Origin of the sequence: Pantoea sp. JZ29, from assembly GCF_035190385.1 — a bacterium.
GTDB classification, from domain to species: Bacteria; Pseudomonadota; Gammaproteobacteria; order Enterobacterales; family Enterobacteriaceae; genus Pantoea; species Pantoea stewartii.
The window spans coordinates 109,542-127,611 of the sequence record NZ_CP045242.1 but is presented as its reverse complement, the minus strand read 5'-3'; the positions used below and the strand labels follow the sequence as shown (position 1 = coordinate 127,611).

The following is an 18,070-nucleotide window of genomic DNA, read 5'->3' as shown; positions in this document are numbered from 1 at the left end:
TCGGGTTTGCAAAAGTGGCTGACACTTTTCGGAATGGCTTAAAAATTTTTCGTTTTTGCGAACTCACGTCAGCTTTCGTCTGGAGCGTTCTTCAATCTGCGGCTATTACTCAGCCGTGATGTTTATTTGCTGTTCTTTGATTTATCCATCCTTGTTATTTCCCTGAACGGAGCTGGTCATGAAGAAAAATCGTGCATGGTTTCCTGTGTCGTTCGTCGCGCTTGCCATCCTGGTAAGCCCACCAGCGGTGATGGCCTGGGACAGTCTTACCGTATTTGGCGACAGCCTGAGTGATACAGGCAACGTCGGCCGTTTTACCTACGATTCTGCCAGTCATCCACTCTATGATGAAATCATCGCCCTTGACGCGGGACTGATGCTGCAGCCGTCCTCTCAGGGCGGGAGTAATTACGCGGCAGGCGGTGCTGTGGCGGTGCCCGCTCTCAATCCGCAGTTTAATACCCAGGATCAGGTTGCCCGCTATCTGTCGTCAACGAATGGCCGGGCCGATTCCAACGGGCTCTATATTCACTGGATCGGCGGGAATGACCTGGCCGCTGCCACGCTCATTCCCAGCCCCTCGCTGGCGCTTTCTCTGGTTGACAACAGCGCCGGTGCGGCCGCCAGCCAGGTCAGCGCGTTACTGAATGCGGGCGCTGGTACGGTGATAGTGCCAACCGTGCCGAATGTCGGTGCGACGCCTGCCCTGATAGAAGGAATACTTCAGGGGGCCGGTTCCGCAGCGGTGGCGGCGGCGTTTCAGTCACTGAACGCGGCGACCATGTTCACTACGGCGGAACGGCAGCAGGCTATCCAGACGGCTTTCGGTCAGGCCGCTGCGCAGCTCTCTGCCATACCGGCGGTTCGTGACCTGATCGCACAACAGCTGTTCGCCACCTGGCAGCAGTTAAGCGATCAGGCGGCTTCTCTGACGGCCCGTTACAATCAGCAGGAAGAAAACGCGCTGGCGGCTGCACAGGGGAATATTGTTCGGGTCGATATTAATGGGCTTTTTAATGAAGTGATCGCCAGTCCGGCGCTTTATGGTCTTACTAACACCGCAGGCATGGCCTGTCCACCGGGCACCTCTTCCGCCGTCTGTACTTCGTCGACAGCGGGTTTCTCATCGCTACAGACTTTTTTGTTTGCCGATCGTCTTCATCCCAGCCCTGCGGTGCATGCCCTGATTGCTGACTACATTCAGTCAATCCTGGATGCACCAGCCCAGGTCGCGGTACTGACGCAGGCACCGCTGTCGATGCTGCAGGATGTGCATAACACGCTGGACAGTCATTTCCAGCAGCAGCGCAGGCAACCCGCTGAAGCCGGAGAATTCACCGTGTTTGGCGGTTACGCCGGTCAGCACGCGCGCAACAAACGTGATGTTTTTAATGATGGCGACACAGATACCGCAAACCTGTCAGCCGGCATGGGTTATCAGCTGACCGACAACCTGCAGGCAGGGGCGTTGCTGTCAACGGCCAGCCAACGACAGCATCCCTCTGAACGTTATGATTACCGGCTGCACGGCAACATGGTGGCACTCTGGAGCCAGCTACAACTGATGGACAGACTGTGGGTCAACGCCGATATCCATTATGCGGATCTGGATTACGACAGCATTGAACGTCAGATAAAACTTGGCCCTGCGGTCCGCACTGAACAGGGCAGCAGTAGTGGAAAGCTGATGGGCACGCGGGTTCAAACTGGTTGGGATTTTCCCTTAAACGAGACGATTACCACGGGGCCTGTTGTCAGCTATGCGCTGGATTATGTGCGGGCCGACGGTTATCAGGAACGCGGCGACAGCAGCAGTGCGATGCGTTTCTCCGATCAAACACGGCATTCACAAACTGGCGCAGTGGGGTGGCGCATTGATACCCAGGGATTAGGAATCAATCCCTGGGCACAGGTCAGTTATAACCATCAGTTTGGCGACACGGATACATCGGTGAGTGCAGGTCTGAAATCGACACGAACGGCTTTCCGACAAAGCCGTTCGAATCAGGATAAAGACTGGACGGATATAGCTGTAGGGGCCAATGTCCCCATCGGCGATGCGGTTAGCGCTTTTGCCGCTGTGTCGACGGTGGCGGGCGCGCGTGATTATCATGAGGTCACCTGGAACCTTGGCATGAGCGCGCGGTTTTAGCACCTGCCCGGTGCAGACCTATGGGCGTCGCATCGATCAGACCCGGGTCAGCGCCATCGAAAAAGGCGCGGGACGAGACTGATGTGTCACGTCGTCTGCCTGCACTTTCAGGTTCAAAACGCAGAGGATATGGCCTGATTTTACTGGCCGATGAAGGGGCCAAAAGTTTAATGCCTTCTGCTTCGCAAGCGAGAGCGGGTAAGGTATAGTGCGCGTTTTTGGAGGAACCATGCTGACGCATTCATCAACACGACTCAATAAATACATCAGTGAGAGCGGAATCTGCTCTCGCCGCGATGCCGATCGCTTTATCGAACAGGGCAACGTTTTCATCAATGGTAAACGCGCAGCCGTTGGTGCCCAGGTTTTTGCTGGCGATGTCGTAAAAGTGAATGGTCAGCTGATTGAGCCTCGTGATGAAGATGATTTGGTGCTGATTGCGCTGAATAAACCCACAGGCATTATCACCACAATGGAAGAGGGCGAACGCGATAACATCAGTGATTTTGTTAATCACAGTAAACGCGTTTTTCCCATCGGTCGTCTCGATAAAGATTCGCAGGGACTTATTTTCCTGACCAATCATGGCGATCTGGTCAATAAAATTTTGCGTGCAGGCAATAACCACGAAAAAGAATATGTCGTCACTGTTGATAAGCCCGTTACCGATGAATTTATTGCCGGTATGGCAGCCGGCGTTCCCATGTTGGGCACGGTAACCAAAAAGTGCAAAGTGAAGAAAGAAGCACCCTACGTGTTTCGTATTACGCTGGTACAGGGGCTTAATCGGCAGATCCGTCGTATGTGCAAACACTTTGGGTATGAAGTCACCAAACTGGAACGCACGCGCATTATGAATGTAAATCTCAAAGGTATTCCTTTGGGTGAATGGCGCGATCTGACGGATGATGAATTAATCGAACTGTTTAAGCTGCTCGAAAATTCCACTTCTGATGACAAATCGGCAAAAAAGACGCCGCAGAAAAAATCTCCTGCAAAAAAACCAGGGAATAGCCAACCTAAATCGGGCGTAAAAGCTGATGATAAGCCCGCTTCACGCAAGCGATTTACGCAGCCGGGTCGCAAGAAAAAAGGGCGCTAAAAAGCGAAATGATAAACGGGCGTCAGATAATCGTGAGTGAGTATTGCCCTGAATGGGCGAATCATTTCTCTGCTGAGGCGGCTGTGTTAGCGGCGAGATTGGGTAAACACCTTGTCGCTATTCATCATATTGGTAGCACTGCGGTGCCAGGATTAGCGGCCAAACCGATCATCGATATTTTGCTGGAAGTGATTACTCATGATTCGTCTGACATTACGTCAGCGTTGTGCGCCTCTGGCTATCAGGCGCGTGGCGAAAACGGTATGTCAGGAAGACGCTATTATACCAAGGGCCTTCAGGGCCGCCGTACGCATCACGTCCATGCTTTTATCCAGGGCAGTCCAGATATCATCCGGCATCTGGCGTTTCGGGATTATTTACGAAAATATCCAGACATCCGCGACAGCTATGCGGCAGTGAAATACGCCGCGCAACGTGACTGCCGGGGGGAGAGTAACGTTTACTGTGAATTAAAAAATGCGTTTGTTCAGACCCATCAGCAACGCGCACTAGCCCTCTATCCCTTCTGAATTATCTCTCTGAACGCGTCTTTATTTTCCTTTTGCAAAATTTAGCCTTGCCTTGTCTGCACATTCAATGATGCAGCCTGATGCTTATGGCTACAGACGGCATCACAGAACGATAAGTAAGAGGGTGCCCAAAAGGAAAGCGCAACGTCGCATAATCAGATGACGGCACCTTTTCAGTAGTAAAATGGCATGGCAGGATACGCTAAATTACAAAGGAGTGGGCCTGATGTTACTGAAAGGTATGAATGATCCGTTGTTCAAAGCGTATCAGCATCCCAAAGCAAGGCTAATGATAAGTCGTTTCAGAGGATTAGCCGGTGACCGGCGGCTTAGCGACTGGCAGGTATTTTGTATTCTGGTCAACGGTTTTACTAACTACTGGTATGTGCATTCAGGCAATTTCACCATCAATGTCACCTTAACCAAGACGCGTCAGTTCGATTTTATGCAGGATTTTTTGCATTTCACGGTGACGCTGGATGGTCTGTTAAGCGACGAGAATTTCCGCTGTCCCGACTTCATTTTGCCCCATTATGATGTGCCTTATGAATTTTGCCGTTGGCGGAGTAAACGTGGCTACGATTCGCAAACCACCTATGTGGGCAAACATGGTGTGAAGTCCCACAAAGGCCTGTTCATTGCAACTCATGATCCGATCAGGGATGAATATCAGATGAAATGGGAAGGCATTATTACGGTTTTTGATAAAGCCTTTTTTAAAATGGGAAACTTCAACACCACCTGCGATTTTTTAATCAACGATATTACCAAGACCATTCATGAGGGCGTGGTGAAACATCTGAGCCTGTATCGCGATCTGTACCATTATCTGTTTCCCTCACCCACAGAAGCGCGTATCCAGGCCCGTGATACGAAACGCCATCTGGCCAGAAAATAAATACCAGCAGGATGGCCCATGAGTACAGAACGGAGAGAAAACGCTTACCCCGGTAACTTCCATTTCAGCCAGGGATCGAGTTCCGTTTCTGTCATGGGTTTAATGTTGAAATATTCATAGGTAGCCTCACTGTTATCTGAGGTGACCACAGAGGCGGGACGATCGCTGTAGGCTAAAACAAGGAGATTGAGCTCTTTAAGCGTCGTAAAAATACTGTGTGCGATAAGTCGGGAAGTAATATTTGCATGGATTTCATTGGCCAGTGTTTTATCCAGTTTTATAACATCAGGCGGCGTCCCGCGCAGATAGCGTATTTTGCGATAGCCTTTCGCGATATATTCCCATGTCATTGTGAATCCCATACGTCTTAGCATTTCCAGGCCCAGCATGGCTGAGGGGCTGTCAATGATATGCTCTTTTTGAACGATTTTGATGACCAGCATTGACACAGGTAAGGTTGCCTTAAGCATTTTTTCCGCCAGCTTTTCTGCAAACGCCCGATCTGTCACATCCCGCTCATGAATACTGATCGTGACAGGTAACTGAATAGGATGATTACGTAGACGTTTAAGCCGGGCAATGGTGCTGTCAATCAGCCAGGTCGTGAGTGTTGTGCCCAGCTCAGTCCCAACGGCCAGTGAAGTAAAGTTATCGGCTGCCAGCTCTCCACGTTGGGGATGATGCCAACGGATCTGCGCTTCGAGGCTAACCGGTTTACCACTGAGCAAGCAAACGTTGGGCTGGAAAACCAGATACAGTCCCTGGTTGCGCCGCAGCGCGTCTGCAAGATCACGCATTAAGGTGAAATCAGCGGGGGAACTCGCGTCTTTAATTCCATCACTAACAGCATCACACAGACGAACGGACGGACCGCTCACGCGTTCCAGCGCATTGACTGCCCGTCTGAGAGCGTCCTGGGGGAAGGTCTGGCCGGCGATAAAGTCGATCTGCGCGGTACAGGTCGCCAACGCCATAGTGAGGCCGTCGCCCATATCGGCATGAATCCCGTTTAACCGTTCCTCAACCCATTTTGCGCTAACGTGGCTTTCTGCACGGGTCAAAATCGCAAAGCGGCCAGTCGCGATCGTGTAAATCGACTCACCACTGGCAGGCCGAAGACGTAACCTTAACAGGGTGGCGACATCCTTAAGCAAGGACTCCAGCGACGCCATGCCCAGTGACCGGGACAGGTCGTAGGCGCGTGACATATCAATACAGTCGATAAGCACCAGACGGCGCAGTGCCGTGTCATTCAGCGTGGCAAGATGCAGAATGTCGCGAAAGAGACGTTCCCGATTGGCCATGCCGGTAACAGGTTCGATAAAGGCCGCCGAATGCCAGGCTTCAAGAAAGGCAACAACCAATCCAGCCAGTGACTCAATGATCTGTTTCTGCTGGTGGCTAAAAGTCCGTGGCACCGTATCCGTCAGGCATAGCGTTCCCAGTATCTGTCCATGAGCGTTTTTCAGCGGCGTACCGACATAAAAGCGAATATAAGGGGCATGGACAATCAAAGGGTGATGGGCATAACGCGGATCAAGTCGGGTATCGGGTGCAATGACCGTCGTATCACTTTCGACAACATGCCGGCATAAGGCCTGGTCGCGCGTCGTGTCACTCAGCTCGATATTGTAATTGGCACGCACACTATGCTTATCGTCATTTAAGACAGCGATATAACTTCCATTAATACCAACTAACTGACAGGCCAGACGTAAAAACTTTTTCAGCACCTCATCCCGGCCTCTGTCTGAGAAGCGCAGTGACTGTGTTGTTCTGGTGCGGTGATATTCCTTGTCGCCAGGTTCCTGAGCCATTGCCGCTCCTGCCCATATGCTGAATGATATTGCAAAAAATAATTGTACGTTGATTTTAAAAAATAAAAGCCAATCACTATAAAAGGCGAAAACAATTAATGCGTTGCGATGCTAAACCGTCATGGAATAACCATTTACGTCCTGGGTGAAGGCCGTTCATTTTTTTGAGTTAATGCGTATTGATTAATACGGCAGGTGAGGAAAGAACAGAAACCCTGGAGCCTCGGACGAAGATTTTATTTTCGCTTACGCTTTTTTATAAGGCAAATTTCTGGCTGCGATACATTTCCCGACGTGCTCCGTGCGGCATGTCGGGCCGGCTTCAGGTGGATAAATCTGCAAACCCAGAAGCGCGGGTCACCGGCAGGTGGGTTAAAACCTTTTAAAACATAGAGTTAAAAAATAAATAAAAGCGCACTCATTAGCAGTTAAAAAATATCTCTTTTAAAAGAGGTCAGGGCAGTAATCGTTCCCCGCTGAAAAAGTAACGATAATTAATGAGAAGCCGATCCGGGTTTACTTTGTGTTATTTTGTCTTGCGCGCCATCACTGTTCCTCCCTGATGCAATTTAATGTAAATTATTGCGTCAGTCCGCGCACCGAGACCTGCATGTTAAAGGAATAACTGATAAGCTGACGACTACACTCACGTTGATGTTGGAGATGCCCTTTGCTGACCACAATAATTTATCGCAGCCATATCTCGGATGACGTTCCTGTTAAGACGCTACCCGGAATGGTGGATGATGCCAGCATACTGAATGCGTCTCATGATGTGACCGGTATTCTGTTGTTCAATGGCACGCACTTTTTCCAGTTACTGGAAGGCCCGGAAGAGGGCGTGCTTGCCATTTATCAGCGCATTTGTGCTGATCGACGTCACCATAACCTGGTCGAGTTGATGCGTGATTATGCGCCCTCGCGTCGGTTCGGTAATGCCGGCATGGAATTGTTTGATTTACGTGAGCATGATCGTTCCACTGTGCTTCAGGCGGTGCTGGATAAAGGCACGTCGAAGTACCAGTTAACTTATGCTGACCGCGCGTTGCAGTTCCTGCGTACCTTTGTTGAGGCGCGTGAGAAAGAGAATTACTTCGAGGTATTGCCCTCCGAATACTGGGAATTCATTCCGGAAAGCACCACTGCCAGCAAGGTGACGCCTTCGGTATCGGGTATTACTTTCCGTCCCGTCGTCGATCCGCTTGCCCGTCAAGTGACGGCGATTGAGGCGATAGCGGACGCACGGCTTCGTCGTACTGAACAGCGCGATTCGTCAAAGCAGTTACATGATGCCGATCTTGACGCGGTGATTACAGCGTTCAGGATGGCCGGGCGGGCCTGCCCGGACGAGATGACGCTGTATGTCAGTCTGCTGCCTATGACGCTGGTTGTCGTACCTGATGCGGTTCAGACCATTGTTGCGGCCATAAATGCTGCAGGACTGGTCCCTGAGCAGGTGGTCATTGGTGTCAGCGAAACGGAAGTTATTTCACGCGTGGAAGCTTTTTCGGTTGCCGTCAGGGAGCTTAAGGCTGCGGGCATCAGTCTGTCCGTCGATAATTTTGGTGCCGGTTCCGCCGGGCTCTCGTTATTGACACATATTCAGCCCGACCGGATTCGCATTGACTCAAGTATCACTTCCGATGTTCACCGCAGTGGTCCGAAACAAGCCGTGGTTCAGGCCATTATAAAATGTTGCTCTGCCTTAGAGATTACGGTCATTGCTGCCGGCATCGTGAAAGCGGAGGAGTGGATGTGGCTGGAAGCAGCGGGCGTGATTAATTTCCAGGGCAGTTTATTTGCTCCTTCAGGTGCGCTTCATTCAGACGCGGTGGCCTGGCCGGAATATCGAAGCGCGATGTAAGGTCCGGTTAATATTATATGTCACGATAAAGACATCGTATCACTCGCAGCAGGGACCGCTGCCGTTTTGATTGCGTCAGCAGTGCTCCAGATACCGCATTCAACCTGTCCCGACTTCACGCCTGAATCAGTCATCTCGCCTTTCACATCAAATTTTTACCGTCCTCGTTTCAGACGAAGTGGGACGAAACCTTATATTCATCTAAGAGCATTAACACGCCGTCGCTCGCCGAGAAGTCATGCTGAACAGAATGCTTTCGCGATGAGAGTATGCATGGCGCAGGAAAGCGGATCACCATCATTTCAGTCGTGCAGTAAGGAATCCAAAGGTATTTACTCACCCGTGAGCTGAGTTAATCACCTTCTCAGTATTACCTGGACAGAAAAATCGCACTTTGCGATCATATCTGCATGATCCAAAAAAAGAAAACGCCCTGGTCAATGTGAAGATGAAAGAAAACAGTCGCTTAGAATCGATAATGAATTACCTGAAAGGAAATAATCTGGTAACGGTTGAACAGCTTGTTTCGGTCACAGGCGCTTCTCCTGCCACTATCAGGCGTGATCTGATTAAACTCGATCAGGAAGGAGTGGTCAGCCGCACGCACGGGGGCGTAACGCTTAACCGCTTTATTCCATCGCAGCCCACCACGCTGGAAAAATCGTCACGGAATCAGCCTGAAAAACATGCTATTGCGCGCGTTGCAGCCACCTTCATCAAAGCAGGCGATGCAGTAATCCTTGATGCAGGGACGACGATGTTTGAGCTGGCCCGGCAAATTACCCATATGCCGCTACGTGTGATCACCAATGACTTACATATTGCACTGTTCCTCTCCGAGTTTAAGCAGATTGAAGTAACCATCATTGGTGGGCGAATCGATGAAAGCAGCCAGTCCTGCATTGGCGATCACGGTCGGAAGATGCTGAACAATATCAATCCTGACATTGCTTTCCTGAGTGGTAATGGATGGGATATGACGAAAGGCGTGACATCGCCCACGGAAGAAAAAGCGGCTCTGAAACACGATTTGATCATCAATGCGAGGCGACGTGTTTTGCTGGCAGACAGTTCAAAATACGGTGCCTGGTCTCTTTTCAATGTGGTTCATCTGGATGCGCTGACGGATATTGTCACTGACACTAATCTGGACGCAGACGTCAGGAAAGCGCTCCTGTCCAGCAGCGTGCCTGCGTTGACTATCGCTCATCCTGCCTGAGTTGTCTGCATTATTTTGCCAGTAACAACTTACAAAAACTGATGGGCGCAGAAGCCGCAACGATGTGGCCCAGAGAAATGCGGTCAACCCGTGTTTTCTGACTCGCCCGGTGGCAGCTGAAAGCGGTGATCGCGTGTTGTGATGATTGGGTCTCGCTTAAATCACGCGCTTGTCGCATCACATCAGTGATTCAGTAAGTGCAGAGCCGGGACAGATGCCAACAACCACAATGGACGGCATCGGTATGCGTTGACGATGAAAAGTGACCGAATCGCTTATCTTTCTGCAGAGCGGGTGGTCACGCCACACGCATCATGGCAGCGCCAGGCAGTGTCTCAAATCAAACTAAACATGGATAGATGAAGTGTTGATGCTACGGGGTGAAGAGCAGGGCTGACTAAGGGAGTATCAGTGTGTAACATGAGTCTCGCAGCGTTGACATGAATGAAGGTGAACGGGGGCGTGCCAGGACGGGGATTTACAGATGTGTAAGTATGAATGCGTCACAACGGTTATTCTTCCATTGATGGTCTGAGGTAGAGCGGCGTATCGCCTTCTTCGTAGTGTTTCGGATGCCACACCATCGCGCCATTTTCATCGCCAATAAACGTCATACCTAATGGTTCAATGATCGCATAGGGCTGTGCGAACGCAGCACGGTAAACCCGTATCTCTTTCGCCATTGCCACAACCTGATCTGAAAATTCGTCGGGGTGGCTGAGAATGTAATTCAGTTGATCGTCAGTCAGCATACTTCATTTCCTGAGCAACCCAGACCTGCTGGCGCCAACTGGCAGGGTTGTTTAACCTGTTAATCGAGTTCAGCATTGGCATTGTTCCGCCAAGGCAATAAGTGTACCAATTATCAGCGTGTCAGCCCATCATTACCGTCAGGGCGTCGTTTAATAAGCGAAAAGAAAAGCTGTTCAGCATACCGTAGCCGGCGATAGCGGGCTAACGTCCATTTCCTTATGCTTTCAGCCAGAAGTCTGCTGACATTTATCGTGTCTGCAGACACTAAGATGCCTGAACTGTTCTGTATTCCTCGCGCCATCACGAAGCCCCCGACCGTGTTTGTTAATCTTTGCTTCCATAACTTTACATTTTGCATTTAATTAACGTCTGTGCCGTCAGGATGTTTTGCCATTATTAAGTTCTTATCTCTGACAGAAAAGCTTAAGTAATATTTCATAACGGCAGTCTTACAGGCGCGCAACAGGTAATAACTGAATGCGCATTCATTACTGAGAGAGGCAGCCTGTGGCAAGATGAAGCGTCGGGAGAAAAAACCGCTTAATGTGGACCAATACCCTTAATGGGGTAAGCTGATCGATTATTGTGCCTGAACATTGACAGCGATGTCGTCTCCTCACCAAAAGTGCCGCCTGTGTGTCGGGCATAATGCAGAACGTTGTGACATTTACGGTTAAAAATGACTTAAAACCTTTTCTTGCATGTTATACAGTCTCGCATGGCCTCTTGTTTGCTATAAATTGTCGGTCAATGTGGCGCTAAATATTTAAAATTAGGCTAAATTGTTTTCTGCGTTTTGCACCCGCACATGGGGAGGCTGTTGTGCACGATAATCAAAGTGGCAATGAAGAAAATCGTCTTAAAGCGGTTAAAGCACTTTTGTCACCTGATGTAACCAGGGATGAGGTGCTGGAAAAATTTGTACAGCTTGCCGCGCAGGCACTCGGCATTTCGGGCAGTTTTATCTCAATTATTGACGACAAAAATCAATACATTAAAGTTTCCCGCAACTTTAATCTTAAAGCGTCGTCACGTGATGTTTCCTTATGTCGACATGTTATTGATGGCGACGGCCAACTGGTCATTCAGGATACACTGCAAGACAATCGGTTCTCTTTCCATCCGTTAGTGGAAGGCGAGCCGCATATCCGCTTCTATGCGGGCGTGTCATTATGTAATGTTGAAGGGTTGGTTCTGGGCACGTTATGTGTCACAGATACGCAACCCCATACCTTTAACGATGCGCAACTCGAAACCTTAAAGTCGTTAGCGAGGCTGGTCACCTCATTTCTGGACGCCTGGAATCTGGCCAGTTTTACTGACCTGATCACGCATCTTCCTAATCGCCCGCGGTTGTTGCGTGATATACAGCAGCTGGCCGTGAGCAATCCTGATCGACGCTTCCGCCTTATTCTTATCGACTGCATTGATATTCCGCATGCTTATGAACTCTCGCGCACCTTTGGTATCGCGCCGGTAGAAAACCTGCTCCGGCAAATCGCCGGCCTGGTCAGTGCGCGCCTCGAACTTGAGTCCGATGATATGCTTTATTCATTCGCACCGGGTCGGTTTGCCCTCATCCAGCCCTATCTTGAAGGGTACACGGCACAAAGCACGATTGATGTTCTCAAGAATTTGAAGGCGGATTTAGCGGACAATATCACGATCGATATCGACGTTTATGCAGGTGAAACAGAGTTTGTTTCCCGAGAGATAGATGCCAATGAAATCGTTCGTCAGGCGGTAAGCGCACTGCATGAATGCATTTATCAGAATTGCGGTGCCATGACCTTCGATCATGCTTATGATTCGCGCCGCACGGATGATTTTCTGATCATGAATGATTTGGCACAGGCGCTGAAAAAAGACGAAGGTCTTTATCTGGCTTATCAGCCCAAAGTGTGTTTAAAAACCGGCAAAACCGTGGGGCTGGAAGCGTTGATCCGGTGGCATCACCCGGAACGAGGCGAGCTGTTCCCTGCCGATTTCGTTCCCCTGGCTGTAAAAACAAACCTGATCTCGGTGCTGACGGACTGGGTCATCGATCGTGTCATCGTTCAACTCAAAACGTGGAAACAGGAATATCAGTTAATTCCTGTCTCAGTTAACGTCAGTGAACGTGACTTTTCACGCCCCGGCTTTGCGGCAGATTTGGCCAGTAAAATGCAGGCTGCTGATTTGCCTACGTCCTTTATGGGCGTGGAGTGCCTTGAAAATGAACTTATTACAGAAAGCCATGTTGCTATAAACGGCCTGGAAGCGCTGAGAACCGAGGGGTTTGTTATCTCTCTGGATGATTTTGGCACAGGCTACAGCAACATCAGCTATCTACAGGAAATTCCCTTAGACGTTATCAAAGTTGATATGTCTCTGATTAACCGCATGGACAACGATCAGGCGTCCAGAGTGATTGTCAGAAGCATTATTCAGATGTTGAAGGAGCTGAATTATACAGTTCTGGCGGAAGGGGTCGAAACCGAAGCGACGCTGAGTCTGCTGAAGCAATATGGTTGCGACCAGATTCAGGGCTACTTTTTTTCTAAACCGCTGCCAGCCAGCGAGATTGAACACTGGCTGCTGCAAAAATAACCGGACCAGAAGGCGACAGTATTATCTGTCGCCTTATCCCTTTAAATGCTTCACCGCCGTCGCGTCTGGCCACGTCTCGTGGCTGCACACCGACTCAATCCAGATCGCGGCCATTGCTGGCGATGACTTTCTTGTACCACCAGAACGATTTTTTCCGGCGTCTTTCTAACGTCCCGTTACCGTGGTCGTCCCGATCAACATAGACAAAACCATAGCGCTTGCTCATTTCACCGGTTGAAGCCGCCACCAAATCAATGCAGCCCCATGTGGTATAACCCAGTACGGGAATACCGTCGCCAATCGCGTCAGCCATGGCGCGAATATGCTCACGCAGGTAGCTGATACGATAATCGTCTATGATTTCGCCTTCTGGTGTTAACTCGTCACGTGCACCCAGACCGTTCTCGACTAAAAACAGCGGTTTCTGATAGCGGTCGTACATCATATTCATGGTGATGCGAAGTCCAAGCGGATCAATGCCCCAACCCCATTCACTGCGTGCGATGTGCGGATTAGTCAGCGATTTGACGACATTGGCTGCGCTGCTGTTCTGGTCATGCATATCAGCAGATGCGCAGCGAGAGGCGTAATAACTGAATGAAACAAAATCGACAGTGTTTTTAAGGATCTCCGCATCGTCTTCCGCCATAACGATCTCAATGCCTTTCTCTCGAAACAGACGCGCGGAATACGCTGGGTAGGCGCCCCGTGCCTGCACATCGATAAAAAACAGATTTTCACGATCCTTTTGCAGTGCCGCCCAGACATCGTCGGGTTTACTTGACCAGGGATAAAAATTGCCGCCTGCCAGCATGCAGCCTACCTGGTTGGCCGGGTTGACCTCATGAGCAATTTTCGTTACCAGCGCACTGGCAACCAGTTCATGATGGGCGGCCTGATATTTAACCTGCTCGGTATTTTCACCCGGTTCAAACACCAGCCCAGCGCCTGAAAACGGACTATGCAGCATGATGTTAATTTCATTGAAGGTAAGCCAGTATTTCACAAGGCCGTCGAATGCCTCAAAACAGCTTCGTGCATAGCGTGCGAAAAACGCGATCATTTTACGATGACGCCACGATCCATATTCCGTTACCAGATGCATCGGCACGTCAAAATGGCACAGCGTCACCAGTGGCTCAATGCCATAGCGACGACATTCGGTAAACAGATCACGGTAAAACGCCAGCCCCTGCTCGTTGGGCGTTAATTCATCTCCACGAGGGAAAAGTCGGCTCCAGGCGATAGAGGTGCGAAAGACGGTGAATCCCATTTCTGCCATCAGCGCAATATCTTCGCGATAGCGATGATAAAAGTCGATAGCGGTATGGCTGGGATAAAATTCATCATCGCGCAGTGTGACGCGTTTTTCCTGCCCCAGTTTCACCGGCATGCGTGCCGGGCCAAGCGGTAACATGTCAACGGTCGTTAATCCTTTCCCGCCTTCAAGAAAGGCGCCCTCTGACTGGTTTGCGGACAGGGCACCGCCCCATAAAAATCCTTCCGGGAATACTGACTCAGACATGACATCCTCTTTAATACTGTAATCATTAATTAACTGGCGTTAACCGCGTTCGCTTTTTCTGCGGTGACGACGGACGAGGGCGCAGACGGCTGGGTCGTTTCAGGGATATCTTCAAACCCCAGAATGAGAGTAAGAATGAACGACAGCACGACAGAAAGCACCATTACCGCCACGACCCAGACAATCGACAGGGGATTGGACGGATCAAAAAACTGCACGCTGGTAAATAATCCTGGCGAAGCCATTGAATGGCTGGCAAGCCCGCCGATTCCGGCAACGGCACCGCAGATAAAGCCACTCATCAGGCTGGCGATTAATGGGCGTTTCAGGCGCACGGCGACACCGTAAAGAGCAGGCTCAGAAATACCGGCCACAATAGCGGAGGCCGCGGCTGCAAGCGCCGTTTGGCGTAATTCGCGGTTTTTCGTTTTGAAGGCGACGGCCAGCGACGAACCGCCAAGTGATAAGTTGGCCCCAATTTCTGAAGGCATCACCATGCCTTCTTTACCTGTTTCTGCAATCGTCTGGATGATGGTAGGGGTAAAAACCCGGTGCATGCCGGTCATTACCAGTAGCGGCCACAGCCCGCCCATGATGGCCACGGAAAGCCAGCCCAGATAGCCGTGAATGGTGTAGACCAGCGCAGAGATACCGCTGCCGATCCAGATGCCAATGGGACCTATTAATACAATCGCAATCGGTGCCGCAATCAGCACAATCAGCATCGGCTTAAGGAAGTTTTTGGTGACGGCAGGCGTAATCCGATCCACGCCACGTTCGATATGGGACAGAATCCACGTCATCACAAGCGCGGGGATCACCGTATAGGTATATTTCACCGCCGTCACCGGAACAGAAGCAAACTCGACATGCTGGCCTTGAGCTGCTTTGGCCATTAAATCGATGAAAGTGGGGTGCACCAGGACGCCGGCAATAGCAATCGCCAGTGACATATTGGTTTTAAATTTCAGTGCGGCAGAAGCGGCTACCATGACCGGTAAAAAGAAGAATGCCCCATCCCCGATAACGTTCAGGATGATCAGCGTGGACGAGCCTTTGTCAAAAACGCCCGCCATATCCAGAATCATGGCCAGCAGTTTGACCATCGATCCGCCAATGATCGCCGGAATCAGTGGTGACATGGTACCGACAAGCGCATCGAGAATACCGGCACCAATGCTTTTCAGCGTGATACGACGTTTAACTGGCGAAGCGCTTTCAGCCTGCGGTTGACCGAGGGCCAGAACGGCCTGGTAAGCTTTGGCAACATTATTCCCGATGATCACCTGATATTGTGTATCGGTATGCACGACGCCCATGATGCCGTTGACGGCCTTCAGGGCCGCCAGATCGACACTGTCGTCGTCTTTCACGACAAAACGCAGGCGCGTCATACAATGCGTAATGGCGCTGATGTTGTTCAGGCCACCTAAGGCGGTAACGATAGCCTGTGAAATCCCGGCATAATTTCCTGACATGATGTTTCTCTCGTAGGGTAGAGGGAAGTGCGTTCTGGTTTCCGCTCATGACGGCTGCCTTATTGTTTTACGTCTTTCGCCAGGGGAACGTTGCGTGACCACTGACGATCGGCACGGCAAAATAGGAAACCGGTTTCACAAAATCATGAAGCTGTTTTGGGGCTGACACAAGCGCCAATAATCACCCTGTGTTATTTCTGTGATTAAGGTCACTGTCAATGATCTGGCGCGCCCTGTGGGCTGGCGTGTAAATATTTCAAATAATGAAAGACTTAGGTAGACTGCTTTCAGGCTGAGAATTCTGGCGATCCTCATATGACAACGATTTCAGAAGTGGCAAAACGCGCCGGTGTCTCAAAAGCAACGGTTTCCCGGGTATTGTCGGGCAACGGTTACGTCGGCAAAGAGAAACGTGAACACGTTTTGCAGGCTATCGCTGAAACAGGCTATCGGCCCAATTTACTGGCCCGTAATCTGGCAAATAAAAGTACACAAACCATAGGGCTGGTGGTGACTAACACACTGTACAGCGGCAATATTTTCAGCGAGTTAATGTCGCATTCCGCCAGGATTATGGAGCAGCAGAATCGTCAGTTAATTCTGGCTGACGGGAAGCACACTGCCGCTGAGGAGCGCGCGGCGATTCAGTTTTTGCTCGATCTGCGCTGCGATGGCATCATCATCTATCCGCGCTTTCTGAGTATTGATGAACTGGATGCTATTATTTCCGACCACAAACAACCCATTCTGGTAATCAATCGCCGCCTGCGCATTCATGAAAGTTTTTGTGTATTCAGCGACCAGCAGGCAGCAGGGCGGCTGGCTGTCAATCATCTGCTTGAACAGGGGCATCGTGATATCGCGTTTATCACCGGCTCGCTGGATTCTCCTACCAGTCAGGAACGACTTTCCGGTTATCAGGCTGCATTAAGCGCGGCGGGCATTGCGCCTAATCCCCAGTTGATTGTGCAGGGTAAGTGGACCGCACAAAGCGGCATGCTGGCGGTCAAATCCCTGCTCGCCAGCGGCGAGTCTTTCAGCGCTATCGTAGCCAGCAACGATGAAATGGCAATTGGTGCCATTAAACAACTCACGGAAAACAACATTGCCGTACCGGCCAGAGTTTCGGTGATAGGTTTTGATGACATCCCGCTGGCTCCGTATGTGATTCCCTCGCTCTCCAGCATGAAGTTTCCGGTTACCGACATGATCAATGAAACTATCAACCGGCTGGTCGCCATGCTCGATGGCGGCGAGTTAATGCAGCGTAAGCCTTTTATCGCCAGTCTGGTGTCGCGCGATTCTGTCAGCGTCGCACCCTGAAACCGACAGCCACCTTTAAGCGATCGTCACCGGTATCACCTCGGTGCCTTGCTCTGTAAGCCGGTTCACGGTATCCGCGGGCAACCCGTGTTCCGTGATGACATGACGCGGCGCATAACCGGGCGATAAAGGATAGGGATAAAGCTGTCCGAATTTACTGCTGTCTGTCAGGACATAGCTCTCAGCGTTTTTTGCCAGTACAGCGTCCACCACGTCACACCGTAGCATGTCGCGACCGGTAAAACCGGTTTCCGGGTGCCAGCCATCAGCACCAATAAACGCTTTATGAAAGTGGGTCTGCTGAATGCAGTAACGCGTCAGTGGCCCGGTCATCGATTCACTGCTCTTTTGTAACCGGCCTCCCAGCACAATGACCTCACAATCGGCTTCTTTCAGCAGATGAGCGATATAGTGACTGACGGTGATAAGCGTCAGATTTTTTCGACCGGCAAGCGCAAGTGCCAGTAAGGCATTCGTACTGCCGCCCTCGATAAAAACTGATTCGCCCTCATTGACGCGTCCGGCGGCATAACGGGCCAGAGCCTGTTTGATGCTGAAACGTGTGTTCATCCGTGTGCTCACATTATCACTGTCCAGGGCGATGGCTGCACCGTGAACGCGACGTAACACGCGCTGCTGTTCAAGTTGTGTTAAATCCTGCCGTATCGTCACCTCAGACACACTGACAACGCGAGCCAGTTCACTGACGGTGATGCTGCCACGCGCATTGACCAGTTCGATAATTTTTTCCTGGCGCGTATTCATACCGGCTCCCTTTATCCTACTGAACCAAAGCGGGCATTAACCCGCTTACTCTTTT

At 50.6% G+C, this 18,070-nt stretch carries 13 protein-coding genes; 8 read left to right on the top strand and 5 right to left on the bottom strand.

All coding sequences use genetic code 11. The features are described from left to right. Positions 1 to 178 precede the first annotated feature (178 nt). The 4 genes from GC090_RS20475 to GC090_RS20460 all read left to right on the top strand — a co-directional run bounded on the left by GC090_RS20475 (position 179) and on the right by GC090_RS20460 (position 4,682). Entirely contained in the window at positions 179 to 2,152 is a 1,974-nt protein-coding gene (locus tag GC090_RS20475; protein ID WP_324021891.1) for an autotransporter outer membrane beta-barrel domain-containing protein, read from the top strand. Positions 2,153 to 2,381: 229 nt separating this feature from the next. Continuing rightward, positions 2,382 to 3,254: a 23S rRNA pseudouridine(2604) synthase RluF gene (rluF, locus tag GC090_RS20470; protein WP_006122011.1), complete on the top strand. Its 873-nt coding sequence runs from the start codon at positions 2,382 to 2,384 to the stop codon at positions 3,252 to 3,254. A gap of 8 nt (positions 3,255 to 3,262) precedes the next feature. Further along, a complete protein-coding gene (locus tag GC090_RS20465) occupies positions 3,263 to 3,784 on the top strand; it encodes a GrpB family protein (protein ID WP_377776260.1) in 522 nt (173 codons plus the stop codon). A gap of 226 nt (positions 3,785 to 4,010) precedes the next feature. Further along, the gene (locus tag GC090_RS20460; RefSeq protein WP_033742365.1) at positions 4,011 to 4,682 is read left to right on the top strand and encodes a hypothetical protein; all 672 of its coding nucleotides are present in this window, start codon (positions 4,011 to 4,013) and stop codon (positions 4,680 to 4,682) included. A 44-nt stretch (positions 4,683 to 4,726) separates the two neighbouring features. On the opposite strand, the gene GC090_RS20455 is transcribed toward GC090_RS20460, so the two are convergent. Continuing rightward, entirely contained in the window at positions 4,727 to 6,499 is a 1,773-nt protein-coding gene (locus tag GC090_RS20455) for an EAL domain-containing protein (RefSeq protein ID WP_324021889.1), read from the bottom strand. A 670-nt stretch (positions 6,500 to 7,169) separates the two neighbouring features. On the opposite strand from GC090_RS20455, the gene GC090_RS20450 reads away from it, so the two are divergent. After that, a complete protein-coding gene (locus GC090_RS20450; protein WP_054634040.1) occupies positions 7,170 to 8,363 on the top strand; it encodes a diguanylate phosphodiesterase in 1,194 nt (397 codons plus the stop codon). A gap of 448 nt (positions 8,364 to 8,811) precedes the next feature. Next, entirely contained in the window at positions 8,812 to 9,582 is a 771-nt protein-coding gene (locus tag GC090_RS20445; protein WP_324021887.1) for a DeoR/GlpR family DNA-binding transcription regulator, read from the top strand. Positions 9,583 to 10,094: 512 nt separating this feature from the next. On the opposite strand, the gene GC090_RS20440 is transcribed toward GC090_RS20445, so the two are convergent. Next, positions 10,095 to 10,334: a hypothetical protein gene (locus GC090_RS20440; protein WP_006122003.1), complete on the bottom strand. Its 240-nt coding sequence runs from the start codon at positions 10,332 to 10,334 to the stop codon at positions 10,095 to 10,097. A gap of 823 nt (positions 10,335 to 11,157) precedes the next feature. Here GC090_RS20440 and GC090_RS20435 point away from each other — a divergent pair. Continuing rightward, on the top strand, positions 11,158 to 12,924 hold the full coding sequence (locus tag GC090_RS20435) for a sensor domain-containing phosphodiesterase (protein WP_172913275.1): 1,767 nt from the start codon (positions 11,158 to 11,160) through the stop codon (positions 12,922 to 12,924). Between the two features lie 94 nt (positions 12,925 to 13,018). On the opposite strand, the gene GC090_RS20430 is transcribed toward GC090_RS20435, so the two are convergent. Both GC090_RS20430 and ascF read right to left on the bottom strand, forming a co-directional pair. After that, positions 13,019 to 14,449, bottom strand: coding sequence for a 6-phospho-beta-glucosidase (locus GC090_RS20430; RefSeq protein ID WP_033742371.1), 1,431 nt, complete (start codon positions 14,447 to 14,449; stop codon positions 13,019 to 13,021). Positions 14,450 to 14,478: 29 nt separating this feature from the next. Continuing rightward, complete coding sequence (ascF, locus tag GC090_RS20425) at positions 14,479 to 15,927, bottom strand: PTS cellobiose/arbutin/salicin transporter subunit IIBC (RefSeq protein WP_039339509.1); 1,449 nt, start codon at positions 15,925 to 15,927, stop codon at positions 14,479 to 14,481. Between the two features lie 315 nt (positions 15,928 to 16,242). Here ascF and GC090_RS20420 point away from each other — a divergent pair, with 315 nt between their 5' ends. Then, positions 16,243 to 17,250, top strand: a complete 1,008-nt coding sequence (locus GC090_RS20420) for a LacI family DNA-binding transcriptional regulator (RefSeq protein WP_110268503.1) — start codon at positions 16,243 to 16,245, stop codon at positions 17,248 to 17,250. A 15-nt stretch (positions 17,251 to 17,265) separates the two neighbouring features. Here the strand turns inward: GC090_RS20420 and GC090_RS20415 are convergent, their stop codons facing one another. Continuing rightward, positions 17,266 to 18,015: a DeoR/GlpR family DNA-binding transcription regulator gene (locus GC090_RS20415; protein WP_033742378.1), complete on the bottom strand. Its 750-nt coding sequence runs from the start codon at positions 18,013 to 18,015 to the stop codon at positions 17,266 to 17,268. Between the last annotated feature and the right edge of the window lie 55 nt (positions 18,016 to 18,070).

What these genes read in the sequence shown, in the direction of transcription:
- GC090_RS20475 (WP_324021891.1), top strand. Translation starts at nt 179, where the DNA reads ATGAAGAAAAATCGTGCATGGTTTCCTGTGTCGTTCGTCGCGCTTGCC.
- rluF (WP_006122011.1), top strand. Translation starts at nt 2,382, where the DNA reads ATGCTGACGCATTCATCAACACGACTCAATAAATACATCAGTGAGAGC.
- GC090_RS20465 (WP_377776260.1), top strand. Translation starts at nt 3,263, where the DNA reads ATGATAAACGGGCGTCAGATAATCGTGAGTGAGTATTGCCCTGAATGG.
- GC090_RS20460 (WP_033742365.1), top strand. Translation starts at nt 4,011, where the DNA reads ATGTTACTGAAAGGTATGAATGATCCGTTGTTCAAAGCGTATCAGCAT.
- GC090_RS20455 (WP_324021889.1), bottom strand. Translation starts at nt 6,499, where the DNA reads ATGGCTCAGGAACCTGGCGACAAGGAATATCACCGCACCAGAACAACA.
- GC090_RS20445 (WP_324021887.1), top strand. Translation starts at nt 8,812, where the DNA reads ATGAAAGAAAACAGTCGCTTAGAATCGATAATGAATTACCTGAAAGGA.
- GC090_RS20440 (WP_006122003.1), bottom strand. Translation starts at nt 10,334, where the DNA reads ATGCTGACTGACGATCAACTGAATTACATTCTCAGCCACCCCGACGAA.
- GC090_RS20430 (WP_033742371.1), bottom strand. Translation starts at nt 14,449, where the DNA reads ATGTCTGAGTCAGTATTCCCGGAAGGATTTTTATGGGGCGGTGCCCTG.
- ascF (WP_039339509.1), bottom strand. Translation starts at nt 15,927, where the DNA reads ATGTCAGGAAATTATGCCGGGATTTCACAGGCTATCGTTACCGCCTTA.
- GC090_RS20420 (WP_110268503.1), top strand. Translation starts at nt 16,243, where the DNA reads ATGACAACGATTTCAGAAGTGGCAAAACGCGCCGGTGTCTCAAAAGCA.
- GC090_RS20415 (WP_033742378.1), bottom strand. Translation starts at nt 18,015, where the DNA reads ATGAATACGCGCCAGGAAAAAATTATCGAACTGGTCAATGCGCGTGGC.